The 22,452-nt window shown below is 34.5% G+C and carries 20 protein-coding genes and 1 pseudogene; 2 read left to right on the plus strand and 19 right to left on the minus strand.

Going from position 1 to position 22,452, the window contains the following annotated elements:
• Nucleotides 1-213: 213 nt before the first annotated feature.
• A complete protein-coding gene (locus tag AN161_RS26140) occupies nt 214-1,110 on the plus strand; it encodes a PhzF family phenazine biosynthesis protein (RefSeq protein WP_053597236.1) in 897 nt (298 codons plus the stop codon).
• A 776-nt stretch (nt 1,111-1,886) separates the two neighbouring features.
• Here the strand turns inward: AN161_RS26140 and AN161_RS30865 are convergent.
• The 9 genes from AN161_RS30865 to AN161_RS26180 all read right to left on the minus strand — a co-directional run bounded on the left by AN161_RS30865 (nt 1,887) and on the right by AN161_RS26180 (nt 10,946).
• Complete coding sequence (locus AN161_RS30865) at nt 1,887-2,090, minus strand: VanW family protein (RefSeq protein ID WP_075807370.1); 204 nt, start codon at nt 2,088-2,090, stop codon at nt 1,887-1,889.
• A gap of 4 nt (nt 2,091-2,094) precedes the next feature.
• Complete coding sequence (locus AN161_RS30870; RefSeq protein ID WP_075807371.1) at nt 2,095-2,418, minus strand: VanW family protein; 324 nt, start codon at nt 2,416-2,418, stop codon at nt 2,095-2,097.
• Nucleotides 2,419-2,779: 361 nt separating this feature from the next.
• Nucleotides 2,780-3,856, minus strand: coding sequence for a dipeptide epimerase (locus AN161_RS26150; protein WP_053597237.1), 1,077 nt, complete (start codon nt 3,854-3,856; stop codon nt 2,780-2,782).
• A gap of 24 nt (nt 3,857-3,880) precedes the next feature.
• Nucleotides 3,881-5,263: a glycoside-pentoside-hexuronide (GPH):cation symporter gene (locus AN161_RS26155; RefSeq protein ID WP_053597238.1), complete on the minus strand. Its 1,383-nt coding sequence runs from the start codon at nt 5,261-5,263 to the stop codon at nt 3,881-3,883.
• 44 nt (nt 5,264-5,307) lie between these two features.
• A complete protein-coding gene (locus AN161_RS26160) occupies nt 5,308-6,633 on the minus strand; it encodes a D-serine ammonia-lyase (RefSeq protein ID WP_277815990.1) in 1,326 nt (441 codons plus the stop codon).
• A 13-nt stretch (nt 6,634-6,646) separates the two neighbouring features.
• The gene (locus tag AN161_RS26165; RefSeq protein WP_053597239.1) at nt 6,647-7,759 is read right to left on the minus strand and encodes a M20/M25/M40 family metallo-hydrolase; all 1,113 of its coding nucleotides are present in this window, start codon (nt 7,757-7,759) and stop codon (nt 6,647-6,649) included.
• 29 nt (nt 7,760-7,788) lie between these two features.
• Complete coding sequence (locus tag AN161_RS26170) at nt 7,789-9,228, minus strand: serine hydrolase (RefSeq protein WP_053597240.1); 1,440 nt, start codon at nt 9,226-9,228, stop codon at nt 7,789-7,791.
• 17 nt (nt 9,229-9,245) lie between these two features.
• A complete protein-coding gene (locus tag AN161_RS26175) occupies nt 9,246-10,334 on the minus strand; it encodes a hypothetical protein (RefSeq protein WP_053597241.1) in 1,089 nt (362 codons plus the stop codon).
• Between the two features lie 18 nt (nt 10,335-10,352).
• Entirely contained in the window at nt 10,353-10,946 is a 594-nt protein-coding gene (locus AN161_RS26180; RefSeq protein WP_053597242.1) for a TetR/AcrR family transcriptional regulator, read from the minus strand.
• A gap of 394 nt (nt 10,947-11,340) precedes the next feature.
• Between AN161_RS26180 and AN161_RS30875 the strand changes: the two are divergent.
• Nucleotides 11,341-11,481, plus strand: a pseudogene (locus AN161_RS30875) (IS110 family transposase); the annotation flags it as partial.
• Nucleotides 11,482-11,506: 25 nt separating this feature from the next.
• On the opposite strand, the gene AN161_RS26185 reads toward AN161_RS30875, so the two are convergent.
• The 10 genes from AN161_RS26185 to AN161_RS26225 form a co-directional block, all read right to left on the minus strand.
• Complete coding sequence (locus tag AN161_RS26185) at nt 11,507-12,613, minus strand: M56 family metallopeptidase (protein WP_241774664.1); 1,107 nt, start codon at nt 12,611-12,613, stop codon at nt 11,507-11,509.
• A gap of 1 nt (nt 12,614) precedes the next feature.
• Nucleotides 12,615-12,983, minus strand: coding sequence for a BlaI/MecI/CopY family transcriptional regulator (locus AN161_RS26190; RefSeq protein WP_053597243.1), 369 nt, complete (start codon nt 12,981-12,983; stop codon nt 12,615-12,617).
• Between the two features lie 943 nt (nt 12,984-13,926).
• Complete coding sequence (locus AN161_RS26195; RefSeq protein WP_241774665.1) at nt 13,927-16,284, minus strand: ABC transporter permease; 2,358 nt, start codon at nt 16,282-16,284, stop codon at nt 13,927-13,929.
• Complete coding sequence (locus AN161_RS26200; RefSeq protein ID WP_053597244.1) at nt 16,265-17,026, minus strand: ABC transporter ATP-binding protein; 762 nt, start codon at nt 17,024-17,026, stop codon at nt 16,265-16,267. Before AN161_RS26200 ends, AN161_RS26195 begins: the two co-directional genes overlap by 20 nt.
• 140 nt (nt 17,027-17,166) lie before the next feature.
• Nucleotides 17,167-18,432, minus strand: a complete 1,266-nt coding sequence (locus tag AN161_RS26205) for a HAMP domain-containing sensor histidine kinase (RefSeq protein ID WP_053597245.1) — start codon at nt 18,430-18,432, stop codon at nt 17,167-17,169.
• Nucleotides 18,429-19,115, minus strand: a complete 687-nt coding sequence (locus AN161_RS26210; protein ID WP_053597246.1) for a response regulator transcription factor — start codon at nt 19,113-19,115, stop codon at nt 18,429-18,431. The genes AN161_RS26205 and AN161_RS26210 overlap by 4 nt, the downstream gene beginning before the upstream one ends.
• 2 nt (nt 19,116-19,117) lie before the next feature.
• Entirely contained in the window at nt 19,118-19,294 is a 177-nt protein-coding gene (locus tag AN161_RS30035) for a hypothetical protein (protein ID WP_158003110.1), read from the minus strand.
• A gap of 478 nt (nt 19,295-19,772) precedes the next feature.
• On the minus strand, nt 19,773-20,576 hold the full coding sequence (locus AN161_RS26215; RefSeq protein ID WP_053597247.1) for an endonuclease/exonuclease/phosphatase family protein: 804 nt from the start codon (nt 20,574-20,576) through the stop codon (nt 19,773-19,775).
• Between the two features lie 241 nt (nt 20,577-20,817).
• The gene (locus tag AN161_RS26220) at nt 20,818-21,969 is read right to left on the minus strand and encodes a PD-(D/E)XK nuclease family protein (protein WP_053597248.1); all 1,152 of its coding nucleotides are present in this window, start codon (nt 21,967-21,969) and stop codon (nt 20,818-20,820) included.
• A 28-nt stretch (nt 21,970-21,997) separates the two neighbouring features.
• Entirely contained in the window at nt 21,998-22,279 is a 282-nt protein-coding gene (locus tag AN161_RS26225; RefSeq protein ID WP_053597249.1) for a hypothetical protein, read from the minus strand.
• Between the last annotated feature and the right edge of the window lie 173 nt (nt 22,280-22,452).

The raw sequence follows: 22,452 nt of genomic DNA on the forward strand, positions 1-22,452 counted from the left end.
TTCACCCTTTAATAAAATAGTATATTTATTATATAATAGATATGGAAATTTCACAAGTTTTAGTAAATCATCGCTTTTATAGTTTAATATTCCCTAAAAATGATAGAATTTGTATTATAGTATGCTATGATTTACCGTAACCAATCTAAATGAGGGTTTCATTAAATGGATTTGTATGGAGGAAACACTAAAAGTTAGAAAGGAGTTAATAAGATGAGAGATATTAGAGTTTATCATGTAGATGCATTTACAACTGAAAAATTTGGCGGTAATACAGCTGGCGTTGTGCCAGATGCTGAAAAATTATCCGAAGATGAGATGCAAAATATCGCAAAAGAATTAAATTTACCGGAATCCGTATTTTTACTACCTTCAGATAATAAAGATATAGACTATAAAGTAAAATATTTTACTCCCAGTGAAGAAATCAACTTTTGCGGACATGCAACTGTTGGATTAACATGGCTTTTGGCGACTGAGTTTGGTCTTGCTGAGAAAAAAGAAGGTATAGTGCTAGAAACGAATATTGGTAGAGTACCGGTTGTATGGCATAAGGAAAACGGAAAAGTTATCAATGTGGAAATGACGCAAGTAACGCCAAAAACACAAGATATCCATATTGATGTGGAAGAGCTTAGTCGACTGATCGGCGTCCATTCCGAAAGCATTGATTTAACGTATCCAATCAAACTAGCGAATACTGGTGTCTGGCATTTACTCGTTCCAATAAAAGATCAAATCGATATCGACAATGCAGTGCCAGATTTAGCAGCGTTAGCGAAACATAATAAAGAACATAATATTAGCACGACACATCTTTATACTTTTACTAACTTGAAAGAATATGAATTATATACAAGAGATTTTGCACCAGGGATTGGTATACCTGAAGATCCTGTAACTGGTGCAGCAAATGGTGCGTTAGCCGGCTTCCTCTATTTAGAAGGTGTTATTTCTCAAGGTGAAATAACATATCTTAAAATTGCTCAAGGTGATGCGATAGGAAGACCTGGAACTCTTTATGTGACTGTTATTCCGAATGAATTAAAACCAGTCATCAAAGTTGCAGGAGCAGCTACCATCACAATTCGAGGTATCTTAACTATCTAAACATAGCAGCTTGAATTTGAGACTTTTTTATAGCTATGATTTTCAAAAATCACTCGTTATGTTATGAGGGCACTGAAAAACTAAAGAAATTCATTTTTTTATATTATAAATCTGTCTTTTGTTGGATTTAGAAACTCAAAAAGTCGATTTGCATCACATTTTTTGTGGCAAATCGACTTTTTCAGTGCCTTCTTATGTTATGGGTGATTTTTTCTGTTCGCTCCTTACTGATGGCATCAGGATATAAGGGATTTGAGCCTAGACATAGGATTGTCATTGCGAATAGACGGTTTTGACAAGGGTTTACATCATTCCGTCCGTAAGGTGAAAAGGTGTAATATCTTTAACGATGTGTTCCAAATGTGCAGATATCAAGGTTTGTAAAAATCAGAGGTATAACATCTTTAATTGGATATTATTATTTCCCACTTAAATACATGCGTTAGTAAAATTTTGGCATTTAGTTATATTTCGGCTGACTAAACGTCTCGAAATCCAAATTATTATATTTTATTAATTTCTAAAATCATTGCTGAATGATTTGAAAATCGTACGACGGAAAGCTTGTCATATCAAAATAATGTTTGGTTTCCAGTTTTTATAAAAATTTTGACGATAGTTTTTCCCGTCTCTTTTAAAAATTGATGGTTTTTCTCCTCAATATGATAAGAGTTAGGCATTTATTAGCAAAAGTAGCCATTGCCCTTTTAAATGTTTATCTGTTACCCAAACCTTTATTTAGAAAAATTCGGATGTCGGATTATAAAACCGTAAATCTATATAATTGTAAAAAACACTTGCACCACTTCCAAATGGAGGCGTTCGCCCCAAATCAGGAAATGGGTCGAAACTATGATGATGTCTTGATGTCTTTCCGTAACAATAAGAGGTGTGTGTAGCGCCATCCAATACAGTAGATTAGCGAGCTGACAAATTCCACCGCCAATGCCCGTCTTTACTTCTCCCATTGCGAGCTGCATGCCTTCAATATAGCCTTTTGCCCTCAGTCGTTTTTCCTACTAGTTGCCAAAAAGAAAAAGTTTCACCATGCTTAATGATTACGTCATCGATTTCACTCGTAGCAATTTTTAAATTGATTATTTTATTTTCTTGTAATTTAGGATCACTGTTCCCTAATTTTCTTTTCAGCAATGATTGATGTTTTTTACAAGTATAAGGAAATGTAGTTGATAACTCTTTATGCGTGGCAAACCGTTTTCTTTCTTTTAAATTTGCTAAAAACCGAAAAAGTCTTTTTTGTTCGATTCGTGTGTGATAGAAGAGTGGATGAAGTTCAGTTAGTCTCAATACTATTTTCCTCCCTGTTTTTAAACTAGAAAATAATAAACTTTCTATTTATTAATATGCTTTTTTAGTTGAACTCGTTCCACATGGATTTTTAATACATTCCATCGTACTTCTTCTTTCTGGTTGAACTTTTTTTATTTAGATTTAATCTATCAGTAGCCAGGGTAGAACGTACGAGGGCGTGGGACATTGATCCCGTCAAGTAAACTGTTCACCCCCTACTTGTAGAAATATGTTTGAGGCTGGTTGGGACTTAGATCTCGTATAACAAGCGAAGCTGTAATACTACGGTACCATCTCAACGAAAAACTCTTAAAAATTGTACAATAGTTGAGTTCATTGAATTAAGGACCTTATTAAATTAAAGCGCATCAAAATTCACTTCCACACCTAAACCTGGTTTATCAACAATTGTTATAAGACCACCATCTTGAACAAAACCTCCCGTGATATGAGGAGATTCTGCAATTAGATAATGACTATCCAAATCAGATGCCCGTATATTAGATTTGGCACCGACAAGTGCAGCACCAGCGGCAATACCTAATCGGGATTCGCTCATGCAACCAACCATGCATGGAATTCCTGCAACTTCGGAAATAGCATTAATTTTTATTCCTTGATAAATACCACCACATTTCATGAGTTTAATATTTATCATATCCGCTGCTTCAGTCTGTATTGCCCGTAATGCATCTTGAGGTGAGTGGACAGATTCGTCTAACATAAGATGCTGGGAAATACTCTCTCTAATTTGACAGCAAGCTGCTAGATTCCAATAGGGCACCGGTTGTTCTACTTCTAATACATTATACTTTTCCAAAGCTTTCATAGTTCTGATAGTCTCTTTTGCATCCCAACCTTGATTGGCATCCAATCTCAACTCTATATCTGGTCCCACAGCTTCACGAATCAACTTAATGGCATGAATATCTTCGATAGAATTAATTCCGGTTTTTACCTTTAGAATACGAAAACCCATCTCCGTATATTCTACTGCTTTTTTAGCCATATTCTCGGGAGTGTCAATACCCAGTGTCATATCAGTTTCTATTTGGTTACTGTTCCCCCCCAATAATTTGTAAAGGGGTTGACCTGAGCTTTTTCCGATAATATCATACAATGCCATATCAATGCCCGCTTTGGCCGCATTTTGACCTACCACTACCTGATTCATTAGATTATGGATATTTTCTAAATAGAAAGGGTCTTTTCCTATGAGCAAAGTAGCGATTTTCTGAATAAAGTGTTGCGTTTCTTGTGCGTCACTTCCCGTCACAGGCAGAAATGGAGCTGCTTCGCCGTACCCAATGATACCTTCATCTGTAGTTATCTTAATAATTACATTCTGAGGGATTACTCTTTCTATGAGAGCTACTTTAAAATTCACAATACTTTCAGGTTCATAAATCTTACTTTGAATATTGGTTATTTGCATACTTACTCTCCTTTACTTCAAATACTATAAAGATTCCTTGACCCTCTTCAAACCTAGGGATTCATACCTCTCTGTAAGATCATTTTGAATTTGATCCCGAATATGGTCTATACGATAAAAACTTATAGCTATAAGAGCGAGCGTTTCACATACAAGAGGGACAAAAATATAAGACAATGAAATAGCATTGATGGCTGAATCTGGTTGAACTACGAGTGTTGCGTCATATCCGAATTTAGATAAAATGGCAAGCTGGACAGAAACAGCTAGCCCCATCCCCATCTTTGAGCCCAAACTAATTGCTGAGTAAAGAATCCCAGGAGTTGATGCATGGTGTTTCCATTCCCCATAATCTACTATATCCGGCATTAATGCAGTCAATAAGGGAATGGCTATTCCCAAGCCAAAGCCAGTCATGCCTAAACCAATAAATATAAAGATTGAACTCCCCAATAACATGATAAGCTTTCCACAAATACTTATTCCGACCCCTACCATAATTGCCTGCTTCTTTCCAATTTTACCCCCAATTATAGGTGAAATAGCACTACCTGGAACCATGAAAGCAAAGATAACAACGAGAGCAAGCCCTGCGAAAGTTTGATTTGGAATAACATGAGTAAAATAGTAAATAGCCATAGCAGAACTAAATGTATATGAAAACATAATTGACAATGTAATGATTAGCCCTAAAAGCCAAGGGAAATTTTTTAGATATCTCAATTGTCCAAGAAGTGGAATCTTTTCTTTTTTTGGTAATATAGCAATATATCTATCCCTTGTTCCAAAATAAGCCCAAATTGCGCTGGCTGCACCCAATGCCCCTACTATTATTCCAACAGAAAAGAATCCTTTATTAATATCTCCACCTCCAAACCCTTTTAGGAGTGGAATGACAACCAATCCTGCTATCACAGAAACAATAGAAGCGGTAATAAAACGCATACTACTAAGTTTTGAGATTACTTTACTGTCTTTTGTGATTAAGCTAATTTGCGTTGCATAGGGTAGCTGCAAAAATGAAAGCATAAATAACGCTCCTATATACGTAACAGCTGCATATATGACTTTGCCTGTTTCGCCAAAGGGAGGATTTAAAAAAAGCAATGCACTAAAAATAAAAAATGGGATGGCAAACCACTTAAAAAACGGTCTAGCTTGCCCATCTGGTCTTCTTATCCGATCTAATGTGGCTCCTATACCTATATCTTGAATTCCATCAAGTATCCTCGCAACAAGCATGATTCCCACAAGTGATGATGCAGGAATCAGCATGACATCTGTAAAGAAATAGGACATATATCCATTCATTAAAAATGGTAGGAGACCTGTACCCATTCCTATCGCACAACTTGCCCACATCTCCGAAGTACTCAGTTCTCCTATGTACTTTTTGGTTTTCGCCATTATACCGTCCCCTTTCGAATAAATCTAACAGTCTGCTACGAAAATCAATCACCTACATACGTATTTATATACTCTTCTCTATTCTTATCTGGTACCAAACTTCCTCCAGTTGCCCACACGATATGAGTTGCGTTTCCTATTTTGTCCTCTAATTTACAATTCGCTAAATATTCCGACATTTCGTCGTAAAAAGATAATCTCATTACCCCTTCAAAAGCTGCACAGGCACTGGGCTCCAAAAAAATTTGTTCTTTATTTAAGAGGTGTCTCATATATTCAAAAAGCTTACAATCTTCAACTGTGAAAATCCCACTAAGAATTGGTTCCATAACTTTCCCAATAAATCCAGATGCTCTTCCGACTGCCAGCCCATCCGCAAGGGTTTGACCATCTAAACCAATATCATTAACGGATATTTCATCGTGTTTTCCACTTGCCATTCCGAGTAACATACAAGGTGCTTTTGTCGGTTCCACAAAAAAACAATGTACATTTTCTCCAAATATATCCTTAAGTCCAAAGGTAATGCCTCCAGGTGCACCACCAACTCCACATGGGATATAGACAAATAATGGGTGTTCCTCATTCACAATAAGACCCTGTTCTTTAAGTTGTAACTCCAATCGTTTTGCAGCTACTGCGTATCCCAAAAATAAGTCTATGGAATTTTCATCATCAATAAAATAACTCTTAGGATCTTTGTCTGACTGGACACGCCCATTTTTCACAGCCACACTGTAATCCGACTGATACTCCACAACGACAACACCATGTTTTCGTAACAAATCCTTTTTCCACTGTTCGGCATCTGAAGACATATGGATGATCACCTTATAGCCAATTGCTACACTAACCATACCTATGCTAAGTCCAAGATTTCCTGTAGAACCAACTTGAATTGTATATTGCTGAAAAAAGTGGCGACATTCCTTTGAAGCAAGTTTTGCATAATTATCTTCTTTTCTAAGAAGACCATGAAAGAGCGCCAAATCTTCTGTATGTTTCAATACCTCATAAATACCGCCCCTAGCCTTAACGGAACCTGCAATCGCCAATTCATTATCTTGTTTTAACAATAATGTCCCCGTGAGATTACAATGATCGCTTTCATTTATAAATTTTTGCATCATTGGAATAGCTGTTAAAGGAGATTCAATAATTCCTTGTGTTGCTTTTGTTTCTGGGAAGCAACATTCAATAAAAGGTGCAAATCGTTCCAGCCTTATCCTTGCATCATCAATATCTTTTGTAGATATTCCCATTTTCTCTAATGGTTTATTAGCGCTTTCCTTTTTAGGATTTATCCAAACCAATTCTTCCATATTTTCTAATCTTTTTATAATCGGTGATTTCCAATTATCTGTCTGCAAAATATCCCCCCTCTTAATTTGTCATGATATTTAACATGATTCTATATGCCATCTGCGTTTCTTCTATATCCACATACTCTGAAGTTGTGTGAACGTTGTGGATTCCAATTCCTAACCCACTACATATAAAGCCCCGCTCTCCAAAAATATTAGCGTCACTACTGCCTCCAGTCTTTATCTCTACTGGATCTAGCCCTTCGTCTTTAATTGCCTCCTTTGTTCTCTTATAAAGGTACTCATCTGTTTGAGCATGATAGGGTGGACAGAGAATAGTTATTTCCTTCGACACTCGTCCTTCAAACAGTTCCGCTGCTTCCTTTGCCGCTTTATGCATAACTGCTGCCTGATCATCTATTTTATCCTGATAATAGGACCTGATTTCTGCAGTTACGACTGCATAATCTGGCACTGTCGGAGCTTCTTTTCCTCCATGAATTGAAGATATATTCACAGTCGTATCTTCATCTACTAAGCCCGTTGGCATTGATGTAATAGCATGTGCGGCCATGCAAACTGCATTACGTCCAGCAGTAATATCTACACCAGAGTGAGCAGTCGTTCCCCAAAACTCATACTTGAGTAAGGTCTTTCCTTTACTGGCACTACATAGATATTTAGGGTGCCCAGCTCCATCTAACACAAACATATACTTCACTTTTATATCTGAGGTGTCATAGTGAGTAGCACCTTGCATGATTTCTTCACTTAAAGTAAACAAAAAATACATTTCTCTATGCGGGATATTATTCTCGCGTAGGTATTCATAGCCCTCTAATAACATAGCTATCCCTGCCTTATCATCCCCACCGAGGATCGTACTTCCGTCACTTATTATTCTTCCATTCTTTTTAATTGGTTTAATATTACGTCCAGGTTCTACTGTATCCATATGAACATTAAAGCAAATTGGCTCTAAGTCCAGGCTTCCTGGAATATGAACCAATACATTTCTACCATTACTCCCAAACTTTTTGCCTGTATCATCGGCAATGACTTTTTCTCCACGCTCCTTAAAAAAGGCGATTAGGTAATCAGACATTTCTTTTTCTTCCAATGAAGGGCTATCTATTTGTATAATTTCAATTAGACGATTTAAAAAGCGTTCCTCATTCATTTGTTTATCCATTATAAAACCTTCCTTCTAAATGTCGTTTCTTAATCTTCGGCATAAAACGGAATGGCTTCCTTCAGTGATTCTTCCAGTGGGATTAATAGTTTTGTAACTTTTCCAGTTTCATCACGTTTAAAGGTCACTGGAAAACAAATGCCATAGCTCTCCACTGCTAGATGAAATTTATCTTTACCAGTTGGAATAATAGGAAGGGTCAAGCCAATCATCTGCAAATAGATTTGTCCATCATTTTCCAAAACGATTGCCTTACCATAGGCCCTATTTGAGTATGTACCTATATATGAATCTCTATTTTCACATTTACTTTTCATATTATTGGCATTCTTCAAAGCATCCCGTGTTTCTTCTATTTTTTCAGCACTAAGTTTTGCCGATGCGTCTATATATCTATTCATCCAATCTAAAGGTTCAAAGCCCATAAGTTCATCTAGTATTGCATATCCAATGGAAGTTACCGCTGTTGTCTGATTCAGGTTACAGAGTATAGATATAGCTATGTCCTTTTCAGGAACAAAAATTTGTTGTGATTTGAAGCCATCCAATGTACCCCCATGATGAACGATTTTTTGCCCACGATAACTTTCAATAAACCATGCCAAGCCATAACTAGTAAATTGAATCTCAGGAAACATAATATTGAATATGTCACCATCACGAATAATTATCTGTGGAGAATGCATTTCTTGTAGCATTTCTTTTCCTAACACTTGCCCATTACCATTCAACTGAAATTTCAGCCACTTAAGCATGTCCACGGTAGAAGAATACATAGTTCCAGCGCCACCAGATGTTTTTGCATAGTTGTAAGGAATCCTATATATTTGTCCTCCACTATTTATATATGGCCTAGCCTTTCTGCTATCGTCATCTCTAATCAAATCTCCATAGATATAAGTGCTATTCATACCCAATGGCAATAAAATATTTTCCTTAACGAAATCTCCCCATGGTATACCACCTACCTTTTCCACTAACAAGGTAGCAACCATAAACATATGATTTTGATAATGAAATCTGTACCTTAATGGCCAAGCCGGCGGAAGAAAAGCAAGAGTTTCAACCTGCTCCTTTGTGGTTCTTTCTGGTGTATTTAGCCAACTAGTATCATGTCGTGGCAAACCGCTTCTATGTGAAAGAGCATCTCTTATCGTCAAATGTTCTGTACTGTACTCATCGTACATCTCAAAATTAGGCAAATAAGTTTTGACTGGCATATCCAAGTCTATTTTTCCTTTCTCCGACAGGATACACAAAGACAATGCTATAAATGCTTTCGTAGATGAGCCAATGCAATAAACTGTATTAACGGTAGCTTTATTTTCCTCTTCCAAATCAGCAGCACCTATGGAATAGTGAAATTCGTCACTACCTTTAGATACTGAAACCGTAAGGGACGGTAGTCCATACTGCTCTTTTGTATCGTGAACTAATTTTTCTAAACGCGTTTGCAGCACTTTATCCATATAATATTCATTCCTTCCTAGCAATTTTTCTCTCTAAACTTAAGTATTGCTACAGATTCATCTGGCATTTCCAAGTACAGATCTTCTTTCAATAAATACTTTCTAAAGAAATTTGCATGGTATTGGGCCAAAATAGCAGCAAGCTTATTCCCTTCCATTGACCCCAGGGGGATTCCCATCATTTCAGCAATGTCTGGAAAAAATACTAGATCTGTAAAGCCCATATGTTCTACGTCTTTTAACACCAATTGATAGGTATTCTCTGTATTACTTAGATAAATTCCTGAAAGCAGCTTACTTGTAATTTCAGTTCCAATACATAGAAAAGGCTTTCTAATATCTTGACCATAATCTTCTTCTAGGTTTGCCCCATCCACATCAATTCCGCATACGAAACGACTGTCCTCCCTGCATACAGAAATGGCTGCACCGCCACCAAAGGAATGCCCAGTAATACCGAAACCAGGAATTAAGTCTAAATGTCCTGCCAGTAAATAGTTGCTCTTATTTACTTCTTCCATGTAATCCGCAGCAGTTCGAATCCTTTTAGCCCAAATTTCCATTCTCTTATTCTTCGCATGACTATCACAAAACTGACGACCTGCCTCAATAAAAGTCCCATAATTCTCTTCTGTAAAATCTTTTGCAGCTACTTCCATCATAATCTTTTGTAATATTTCCTCTTTTTCCGGAACATTCATTTCATCACTATGTGTTTCATCCATTGGAATAATCGTTCCATCTTTTAAACGGACTGCTGTAGCTTCTCCTGTATGTCCAATAGCTATCACCACAAATCCCATACTAGCTAAATCTCCACATAGGACACTATTGGACATTTCATAACTCCCATATCCATGACTATAAAATATAACCGGATACTTTTCTTTGTGTTGGGAAATTGGGGCTTCGCTAAAAAAATTGGTTTTCGCCTCGCTTAGCGGATGACCAAAAAGTGCTTCTGCGAAAGAGTATTTAGCATTCTTTCCATCGCTTTCATCTGCCGGATAAAAAAATGTTAAAGGAATCGTTTCTCCCTCACAATTAAACTGACTACGCAAAATACCTACAGTTAACTCCCCATAAGGATTTGGAAAATAAAACATCTATATCAATCCTTTCTATTATTTTTTCAGTATTCCATCCATTAATCCGACTAATTTCAATACTGTAGCCTCTTGATCTTTCTTATCTGAAATCTCGTACTTATCAAAATAATGTAAAACGAAAGTTGATAACATCGCCAACATATAAGAGGACAACTGAAAGTCGATATCTTCTCTATAAACACCTTCCTCAATTTTTTTCTTGATACCTACATTAATATGGGGAATCATCATCTCTAAAAGATACTCATCAAACAGCCTGGCAAAGAAACCAACCCCACAATTAAGTATTTTTTCATAGGAAATTTCATTAATTGAGCCGCCATCTTCAGAAGGGATAGAAAATCCTTCTTTCTCATATGTAAAGAGAACAATATTGTCCGCGCCTAGCGAATCAAATTTTCTCTGAAAAGCAATGCTAGCTAAATATACACACAGGTCCTCCTTGCTTTCAAAATACTCATAAAAAGTACCTGTAGGCAAACCCATCCCCTCACTTAAATCGGATACCTTAAGTGAATGGTAGTCTTTACTAATAAAAACCTTTGTTGCCTGTTCGATTAGTGCTTTACTATAATGTTTATTCAATCTAAAAAAACTAGGTTTTGGCATATACAGTCTCCTTTTATAATGAACTTAAATTTTTGATTGTTAAATTTCCGATTAATATCGGAATCCGAGTTTCCTCAGTAAAATTGTATATTCTATTCATTTAAGAGTCAATAAAAAAATCCGAATTGTTTGATATTACAGAAAACTATAAATGGCTATGGTGTCTCCCCCCATGTCACAACGTCTAAGAGATACTTTTTATCAAAAAAAAATCACCACTTAACATTTGGTATACCTGAAGAACTAACGGGGCAGCATTCCTGTTTGAAAGATGTTCTGGCTCTTGAAAGAAAAAGAGTCCTCTAGTATGATGCTGAATGTCAACGACCATTGACCCAACATCTACAAGGAGGACTCCTAAATGCATTCTAAAATGAATTACAAAATTAATTAAGTGACTGATAATACACTCGTCGTAGGTATAGACATCACAAAGCGCGTTCATTACGCTTGCTTTGTCGATGAACGAGGACGCGTGATGGAAAAAGCTTTTGCTGTACATCAATCAATAGAAGGTTTTGAAAGTTTGTATGAAAAGATTCGACTAACGATAAAGGAACTCAGAAAACAGTTTTTCTATCCCTCATATTCTTTGGGTAAATAATAAATTTGTCTGTTGCAAAGTAGCCTCTTGATGCACCATTTAAAATGGATTCTTTCATAAATGTTTCGTCTAAATAGTTCAACGGCTTACTGGAAATAGCAAATGCTGAACTGACAGCCATTCCACCTGTTGTAAGTAAAATTAATAGTGCCATCACAACGATTCCTGATTTCTTCTTACTCATATCCTTAATGGAGAGTATTCTCTTTTTTAGAATTTGTGTACTCCCTAGAAAATTTGTAGAAAAAACACCTTCTCCTCTTTTTAACTTCTCAGCATGTAGTATCGTCTGACTATACGTTTTTCTAAGTTGGATGTCAGTATTTTTTACTACTTCTTCATCACAAGCGTGTTCACAAAGGTTGTCCAGTTCTTTAGCGAATAGATAGAACAATGGATTGAACCAATGAATACTACTAATCAGCAATACAAAAACTTTATACCATAAATCCTTTCGTTTTAAATGAACTAACTCATGCTTCAATATCATGTTTAGTTCTTCTTCTCGATAAACATTATTAGGTAGCCAGATAGTATTTTTAGTAAATCCCAATACCATGGGGGAATGGATAAAGCGACATTCTTTCAATGCGATTTCCTTAGTGATATTCATTTCACTTTTAACTTTTTCAAGCAAATGAAGAATTTTCGGTTCAGTTATCGTTTGCCCCCATCTTTTCACCATGTACATAAAACGATAATGTCTTACAAGATGAACTGCCAAAAATACAACGATTCCTAAAATCCAAATTATCATCACCATCTGCCAAACAGAAAGTGCTGTCACTGTATCTACAGATGAGGACACAAGCGTTATCTGACTACTGTTAACTGGAATAGGTTCTTTAGATGGTACTTGCACCGATTCTGATAGATTGACAACTGGGGTCGATATATTGATTGTAAATGGTAAAATAAAACCTGCAAGGATCGCGAGCCAGCCATAATAAAGCCATTTAGCACTGTATCGTTTTAAAAGGAAAGGCGTTACAGCTATAAAGAGTAGTCCAATAAGGGACATAACTACTGATTTAAAGAATAAACCTACCATGATACTGTGCATATTAATCCCTCTTTTCTTCCACCCATTTAATTAATGAAGCTAAATCTTCATTAGAAATAGTATCGGATTTATAAAGTGTACCCACTAAATTCATAAAGGAGTTTTTATGATAGAGCTTCATAAAATGCTCTGTTTCAAAACTTAGATAGGCATCTTTTTCTACTGTAGGGTAATAAAATCTCTCCTTAGCTTTTTTCTCACTGCGAAGAAATCCACGTTCAGTTAATCTTTGCATAAGGGATACTACGGTTTGGATTTTCCAACCTTTCTCACTCCCTATTTCTCTCATTATTATACCTGTAGTAATTGGCGGATTACTTTCCCATACTATCTTCATAATCTCAAATTCTGCTTCAGGCAATTTTTTCATACATACTCACCTCTTTTTCATTTAAGTCAATTGTCTTAATTCGTATAATATATCTCCCTTGAATCGTTGTCAAATTTTGTTATAGATGGAGATATATTATTCAAATGCCAAAGGTAATCCCAACAGCCATTGCATTCTCTGTTCCAAGTTTCAGAAATTTTCTATGATGGAGGTTTTTAGAAAAACAACCGAAATACAAAGAATCAAGGGATAGGATAAATCAATTAATTGAGGAAGGTAGACTTGCTGAAGTTCTAAAGAAAGGTTGAAAAATAATCCTTATGCGTATAGAGAGAGAAATTACACATACATCCATGAGTTACTGTTATCACAATCAATTTGATTACGTTTGACCGCTTCAATGCAAATTGAAACGGTCATTTTTTTGTCCATTTACTAGCGGGTGAATTCCTGTTTATAAGGTTAGTGTAATAGAATAAATTAGAACAGCGCTCAACGTAATCGAATGACCAACTATTCATCTATTCATTACTCGCTACGTCTGAGTAAATTGTGTAGTTATCAATACTAATAGGGTATTCCACCATTTGTTGAGAACCCCCCATTTGTCATTTTGTCTGTTAGGAATTGGATCAATTCATTTTTTGTTGGATACAAAAAAGAGGCTGGACATAAGTATTTTTAAAAAGCAAAATTAAAAAATATCCACAAAAGAAAAGCGCTAGAAATCAACGTCTAAAATTGATTTCTAGTGCTTTTTAAAGTTCTGACCAATTTTGTCCCAGCCTCTTGGTGAGTAAATATAAAAAGGAAATTTATTGTTTTTTACTTGATTTCGTAAACAAAATATTAGCTTCTATTCACACATTCCTCCTGCGGTGAGTTTATGTGGCAACACATGGATGCTGGTGGGTTTAATTATATAGTCTCGGTTTCTATTTCATTGGAATCTAGCCTATTTTTAATACTAAACTATGCATAATTATTCTGAAATTAAACTGTAAGCAGAAACTTTCTTAATTTTTAAGGATACGAACATTGAGACAATGTAGGCTAAAATAAGAATGCCTACACATAGCATTAGAATAATCGGTAAATGAACGATAAAGTCTAAACGTTTCACCCCTGCACTTGAAAGTAATACAGAAAGCATAGGGTTTGTATAAAAATATCCTAGGACACCACCAATGGTCACTCCAGTAATAATCACGGGTACAAAGCTGATGGAAATTTGATGCATCAATTGAATTGTTGAGTAGCCTATTGCTTTCATTACACCAAACTCTTTCTTACGCTTAATAATCATCGTTTTGATGATTAGATACAAAATCATTACAACAACTAGAACGGTAATTGTCAGAACCATTATCATAACTGCAAATACTGCAGCTGTATACATACCTGTTTGGCTCTCTATATTTTTATCTATGTCTAACGCTTCTACTATATAATCTCCGTACTGTTCGTGAACATTTTCAATAAAGTTTTGGTTTGATATACCATCTAGATATACATAAAGGGTCGTGCCTTTATAATCTGAATGTAATCGCTGAATTCCATCCATCGTTAATGAGGCTATTTGTCCTAAATTGCCGATTGATTGGCTGAGGCCAGTTACTAGAAAACTAGCTGTTTTATCCCCATATTCTACTTCAACCGTATCGCCAATTCCTTTATTAATTTTATTTGATACAACCCAGGAGATGGATATTTCATTATCATATTTTGGCTGACGACCTTCGTAGACAATATTATTTTCTAACTGATTATAATTATCTGTAACATTCGTATTTACAGTTTGATTATCAATTTTTGTTGTAATAAAATCAAAAATATTTATCTTACTTACATGGTCCATTTGTTTAATGTGACTCAAAAGTTCTGTTGTATCTGCATCTTGCCTAACAGATATCATCACATTTGCTGGTTCTGCGCCAAATAAGTTAACGAATGCGGTTTTGTCTGAAGCAACGTTATAAAAAAGCACCACTGAAAAAGCTGATGCGAATGTTAATGCGATAATAATTAAAAGTATCATGATGTTTTGTTTTACATTTGACAGCATCGATTTAATAGCAAGTAAAAAATGAAGCCCACCTCTCGTATTCTCCAATGGAAAATAGTTTTTTCTAAAACTGTGCGTTTGAATACCTCCTCGAAGGGCCATAATAGGTTGAATTTTTCGAACGCGAAAAGCGGAAATTAATGCAACAATTACAACACAAAAAACAATAATAAATATATTTGTTACATTAATAATCATATTGAATCCCTGATACCATATTAATCCGGATAAAGATGAAATAATGCTTCCTATGATAGGCATAAGACAATATGACAATGCAACCCCAACAATACTTGCACTAAAAGCGATTAAAACAAACTGTAAAATAATTGACGATAGAATTTGTCTACTTGTATAACCAATTGCTTTAAGTACTCCTATATTCGTCATCCCGTCTTCAATGCTATTTGATACACGATACTTAATGACAATTAGTGAAACAAGCACGATAATGGCTGCAAAAGCTACTAATATCATAGCTATGATATTAATGGTTAACGTGCTTACACTTTTCACCATCTCAATATCTAACATCCCAATAGATGAAGTCGTTTCACCTACTGTTGATTGAGGAAACTCCTTACTAAAATCGTTTTGTAACTTTGTAGATTGTGTTTTGTCTTCCATCACTGCAGATATGGCCAATCCTTTGCCTAGTTCATCTGCTAACGTTTGATAAGCAATTTCTGGTAGCATAAATTTCATGAATCCAATGTTGGCCGTACCCATCATTGTTGTTTCAAAGAATCCAGCAATTCGATATTTATAGTCCTTGTTTTGATATGTGATGGTAAAATCTTCACCTAACTCATAACCACCATTTGTTTTAAAAGTGTAAGGAATAAAAATATCATTAGCACTTGAAGTGTTTAGTTTTTCAACCAACTTCAACGCCCCGATATGACGATAATCATCTGCATTAAAAATAGCGGTACGACTAGCTAATTCATTATCACCAAAATTAAATTTGGCAATGTCCATATTGATAATATCGTCTGTTTCTGACTCTATCACCCCAGGATATTTCGTTATAAATTCTCCATAACTTGAATTATAACTTGCATAATCCATCATAATTATTGCATGAGGATCTTTTAATTGTTCAACTTTACTATCAAAAAATGTATTGATTTGAGTAATGACCATTAGACCTATATTCAATAGTAGCGCAGCAACTAAAATAAATGTAAATAAGGAAGCTGTTGCCGATTTACTTCTTCTAATATTAGCGAGGGCTAGATTCATGATTTTCACCTTACCACCCCATTTCTGCAAGGAACACCCCTAGCTTTTCATGACGCTCGAAGCTCTCTTTTTCACTGAACTCACCTAACTGCAAATCACCGCAAATTACGCCATCTCGCAAATATAAAATTCGGTTTCCACGCAATGCTGTTTTCATATCATGAGTGACCATGACTATACTTTGCCCATTTCGATTTACATTTGTTAAAACATCTAACACATTATCACTAGATGCAGAGTTTAATGCACCAGTTGGTTCATCAGCAAAAAGTATTCTCGGATTGTTGATTAATGCTCGAACAATCCCAACTCGTTGAGCCTCACCACCAGAAAGCTGTGTCGGAAATTTAGACCATGCGTTTTCATTGATCCCTACTTGTATTAATAGTTCTTTCGCTTTTTTTACGAGTTCACGCTTATTCTTATTTACTAAAAGGCCACTTGCCAGTACATTATCGAGTACACTCATATTGTCCAGTAAATAAATTTGTTGGAATACAAAGCCACAATTGTTCCTTCTAAATATTGCTAGTTGATCGTTGTTTAATTTAGTTAAATTTTTACCAGCAAAATCGATTTCGCCTAATGTCGGTTTATCCATTCCACTCATTGCGTAAAGTAGAGTGGACTTCCCAGACCCTGAACTCCCCATTATGATTGTAAAATCCCCTTCTATTAAACTGATATCAAGATTTTTTAATACATGCTGTTGAATTCCACCGCTTGAAAAGGTTTTACACAGCTTCTCCGTTTTGATAATCGTCTTTGTCATATTTTTAGCACTCTCCCTTTATTAAGCTAGTGTTTGAATTTGCAAATCAAAGAAAAAAGACCGTAATGAAGATTACAGTCTTATCATACAAAATGAATCCTTATTAAATCTTTATGCAATTATTAACTAATCCTTAATTATCATGCAAGCTTGATTTTCAATACTACGGTAAAGCCATCATGCCCATTGTAACAGCTTATCTGGCCATACATATTTTCCATGAAATACTTCGATATATAAAGACCAAGGCCTGAACCATTCTTGCCTCCGATATTTGTTCCTCGATAATATTTATTGAACAGTAAGGGCAATTCATCTTCGCTAATTCCGGACCCTAAGTCCATGATGTGGAGTTCAAGATAACCCTGCTTGATTTGTGACTTAATAGTGACCTTAGTTCCTGCATATTTATATGAATTACTAATTATATTGTCTATTACCTGCTGCATACGTACAGCATCCGTTAAAATAATACATTGTGGAATTGAATCATAGACGATTTGATTGTCATAATTTACATTTTCAATCATATCAACAAGTACCTCGCTCGATTCTTCGGTTACTGTTATCTGTAACTGTTGCAGCTCTTCTAAAGTGGCATGAAACATATCTGTAACAAGTAAGTCAATTTGCTCTGCTTTCGAATAGATTGTATTCACTTGCTTAATGACCTTTTCATCCCTTACCTGCAGAAGCATCAATTCACTAACTGCCTTAATTGAAGCAACAGGCGTCTTAATATCATGACTTAATGTGGCCACAAGCTCTTTCTTACTACGGTTGGACTCATACTCTCTTTGCCGAGCAGCATAGAGCTCTTCACGTAATAAATCAAAACTTTCCGTGAATGCACCAAAATAATTGTTTTTATCCATATTTAAAGGAATATCTAGATTACCTCTAGCAACATCCGCCGCGAAATGTTGAAGCTGCATAAAAGGTTTCAATAACGTTCTGTAAATGTAGACATTGTAAATAATAATAACACTCATTAATAAACCAACTATTAAACTGAAAGATGTAACCAGTTCCTTTTTCATTTTTTGCACTATTTCTTTATCGTTATTACGGATAATAATTTTCCCTACAATCTCATTATTTTGCCTCACATCAATAATCGAATCTCTATTTTTGATGGCATCATATATATTAATAAACTGAATATCCGGTGTTTGATACATTACATTTTCTAAATTATCTATAATCATAAGTGGTTGTTGAAAGTCGCTGTTATTAAATGTTTCAGTATTAATTTGACCCCAATTTTGTTCGACGGTTTTAACTAATTCATTAATAGCTACCATATTCACTTCTGAACTATTTTTATTGTTAATCATCATTATTGGAAAAGTAATTCCTGCAACAAAAATAACCAAAAGCAAGGCAATTAGCAATTTTATTCTCATTGCTTAGTGTCCTCTAACACATATCCTGTTCCCCATATCGTTTTTATAAATTGCGGGTCCTTTGGATTCTCTTCAATTTTCTCACGTAAATGCCGAATATGTACATTCAGTGTCCCATCCCCTACAAAAGAATCTCCCCATACATTTTGAAACAATTCATCTTTAGTGATGATACGGTTTTTATTATTCGCCAAATAATACAGAAGTTTATATTCCATCGTTTTTAGCTGAATATCAATACCCTTTACTCGAACACGATGAAGTTTGGTATCAATTTGGATTTGACCAAACTCTAAAACCTCTTGTTGGTTAGAGCCATTGCCATATCTTTTGAGTACTGCTTTTACTTTTGCTAATAATACGCTTAGTGTATATGGTTTTTGAATGTAATCGTCCCCACCTATGTTAAGTGCGATTAGAACGTCATCATCGCTGGAACGAGCACTTATAAATAGAATCGGAATCTGCGTAGTTTTACGCAATTTTTTACATAAATCAAACCCCGATTCACTACCGAGATTGATGTCTAGAAGAATCAGTGATGGTTCATGTTCTTCCAAAAATAATTCGCACTCCCCTGCACTTGCCACAAAAGCCGTTTTGACTTCGAACATATTAAAATATTCACAAGTTGTTTCAGCTAAAGCGATCTCATCATCAACAATTAAACAATCTAATTTCATCGTCATTCTCCTAGTAAGAAACTTCCAGTATGCATAGCATAAGAACTATTTAAATCCTCTAAAGTTTTTAATAATTGATTTAATGCATTTTCTCTAGATGCTAACCCTCTAGCATCTTTATCTGTTTCCATGCCAAAATGAATATCGGAAATATGTAAAATATTCACTTGTTGTTTCATTACTTTTCTACAGCTCCTCAATTAAAATTACGTCCGATAGCAATAATTATATTATTTATTTTCTAACACAGAAGTATTTATTACCTTTTTTAACCATGCGTTATATTTTGTTATTATAACCCATGATTAACCTGACTATTATATACGTATAAGTAATTTTTTACTAGCTCCTAACAATCCATTTCGTTCTCTTTTGTGATGCCAGTTCAAAAAATTTTAATTCGTTACATTACCAAATAACTCCTCTAAATCAACCTGCTAGACGAACAAATAAGACACGTTGATTTTTTGCTTCGTATTTATCACAACGCTTTATTTAAAAAGAAAACTCCTGTTTCAGATCGTGTTGTTGCCTAACTTTGAAATGGTCTGTATCACAGAGCTGTTGTTCGATTACAGTTAACTATAATAGTGAAAATCTCTTATAAAACCAAAAGAGCTAATCTAAATATCTAAGATTAGGCGCTTTATATCAATGTTATTTAATCTTAATTTCTATTCCTGAGTGATCAGTAAAACCGTTTTCATCCAATATCATATTCAATTCAGGTAAATGGTTGACCGCTAATATTTCTATGTTGTTTGTTACAAAAGCATAATCTAATCTTCTTCCATCATTTTTATCCATCGAATTAAACCATGTATATTCATTTATATCTTTCCCATTAACTTCTCTCCAAGAATCAACAAAATTATTATTTAATATATTGTTTAATAGATTTGTATTTTCATTTAACCTACTTTTATTTAACAGTTCTATGGCTCTATCATCATTTGTAGCAGCGTTGAAATCTCCAATCAAAACAGTAGGTAGATCAAATTTTTCTTGAAATTTCTTCTGGAATTGAATTCTTTTTTCAGACTCTAATGGAACATGAACTCCTATCACATTAAACTTTTTGAACTGATGCAATTCAATATTTATTTCTATCCACTTAGCATATGCTTTTAAATTGCTTTTTTGAGAAATAAACTTCACTTTTAGTTCTATTTTATGTATAACAACTACAATTGATCCCCTTATATTTTCTTTTACAATTGCATAGCCTTTCTCATTAATAAAATTTAGAAATTCTATTTGTTTTGTTGAACTATCAAATTCTAATAATACGATTATTTCCGGATTTTTATTGGATAAAAAATTAATTAATTTGATAACCCTGTTCTTCCTATTTTCCTTTTCAACTTCACTGTTCCAATCAATCAGATTAGACTTTTTAGGATATAAACCTCCAAAATCATTCACATTTATAGCTAATATTCCCAAAGTATCCTTATTCATCAAACTCTCTTCCTTCCATGTAAATAAATTCAAAACATAACCTTACTTGTATATTAATTCTATAAAAAAAGATCAAATCCCTTTCGTAAGATTTGGTCTTTTACTCTCTATTAAACTAACTCCACCCAAGCAATCCCTTAACATTGCTGCGTATGTTGGACAAAATTGATGTATTAAAATAAAAAAACTACAAACGTTGGTATATCAACGTTTGTAGGCCTTTGAAAATTTCTTAACTTAACTAAAAACCAAATATCTCCGTGAGCAAAGCACATCCCATACCATCCGGATTGTTGTCGTCTTTCCAATAAATCATCACATTTTTAGGAGGGTTAGAAAGGTCTAACTTTCTAATTACTTTTTTATTGTTTTCATCTGGATAATAAAATAAATTTTTATATTCTTTATGTGCGCTATTCACACCGTAGTGCTTTCTATTTCGATCGTTTACAATGTACGAACGGTCAAAGTTTGCATTTTTTAATGTTTTGCCTGATGCTACTTTCACTATATCACTTACCCATTTTTTAAAATCTTCATGATTTATGTCTTTTTCAAACGGTGAGCTTTCATAAAAGTCTTTTATGTATTGAATGACTGGTTTCCCATAGTCTGATTTCTCGAATAAAAGATTTTTTTCTTCTTTATATGATTTAAAGCCTGAGTAAATGAAAGAGATAAATGACTTAATTGTATGCTTCGTGTAATCAAAAATCGGTTCAATCTTTCCTATGGCTTCTTCTTTAAGAATCTTACTGAGCAAATCAACTATAGTAATCTCCAAGTCATCTAGTTCTTCTCCACCCCAAGACAGATGATAACAAGGTACTGATAACCTTTCTACTTCTATAGTAGATAATAATTCATTAAATTCATTTAAAGCTCTCTTACTTCCAGTATGTGTTAAGAATATAAAGGAAACTAAAGGTTGTTCTTTCTCTAATGATGAAACTTTATAAAAATTAACTAATCCGATAATTTCCTCAAAAAGCTGATTATCACCTTTTTGGATAGCTCCATCGTTAATTTTATTTTCCACACAAAACGAAAATTTTGGAAGACTATCAGAAAATGTTTGGTCAAAAAGTTCAATTACAATATCTATATCCCTTGTTTTTTTAGCAATTTCACTCGCTGAGCATATGACCTTTACTTCAGCTTGAACTCTTACTTCATACTTCGAATTTCGAGATAAATCTCGAATCCGATTATTGTATATAAGCTCGTTATACTGCTCGTTATTTGCTAATACAACTGGTGTTAAAAAACTCTCAACAAACCTTGATCCTAAACCATGATTTTCATTAGGGTCTAACAAATAAGCAAGAAACGAAGTTACATTAGGCTCATTGATAGAACCATCATTAGAAGATAAAACCTTAAAAATATTCATCCTTAAACCCCTCTAATTATAAAATTATTTACTTTTTCAATTCGAAATTATATTTCTTGTTTATTTTAGTAGCAATTTTGTCTAAAAACTCACTTACTGTCATCTTCTCAACTTCACTTGTATACCATGCCAATTTAGCCCCTTTAGAAACACCATTATGATAAACCTCTAAAGGCATATATTTCTTCGTAGCATACGTATAATCAAATCTAATGAGTAGTACACTACCATCTTCACATTCTAATTTTACTTTATAATTTGGATTCTTGTATTCCGTTAGAAGCTTAACTCCTTTTATCTTCGCTAACATGTCAAAGGCCTCCAATATTTTCTAATATATTAATAGTTATGTATAGTTTTAATGATATCAGCGTTCAAGGAAATATCGACCTACTTATAACAAGGTCTTCAAGTAATTTTGGAGAACGTTGCGCAATTACGCTTTCTACTAATCTAAAGAAACTCAAATCCGAACAAATCCTC

It is taken from the genome of Lysinibacillus sp. FJAT-14222 (genome assembly GCF_001278875.1).
Taxonomy (GTDB): Bacteria; Bacillota; Bacilli; order Bacillales_A; family Planococcaceae; genus Lysinibacillus; species Lysinibacillus agricola.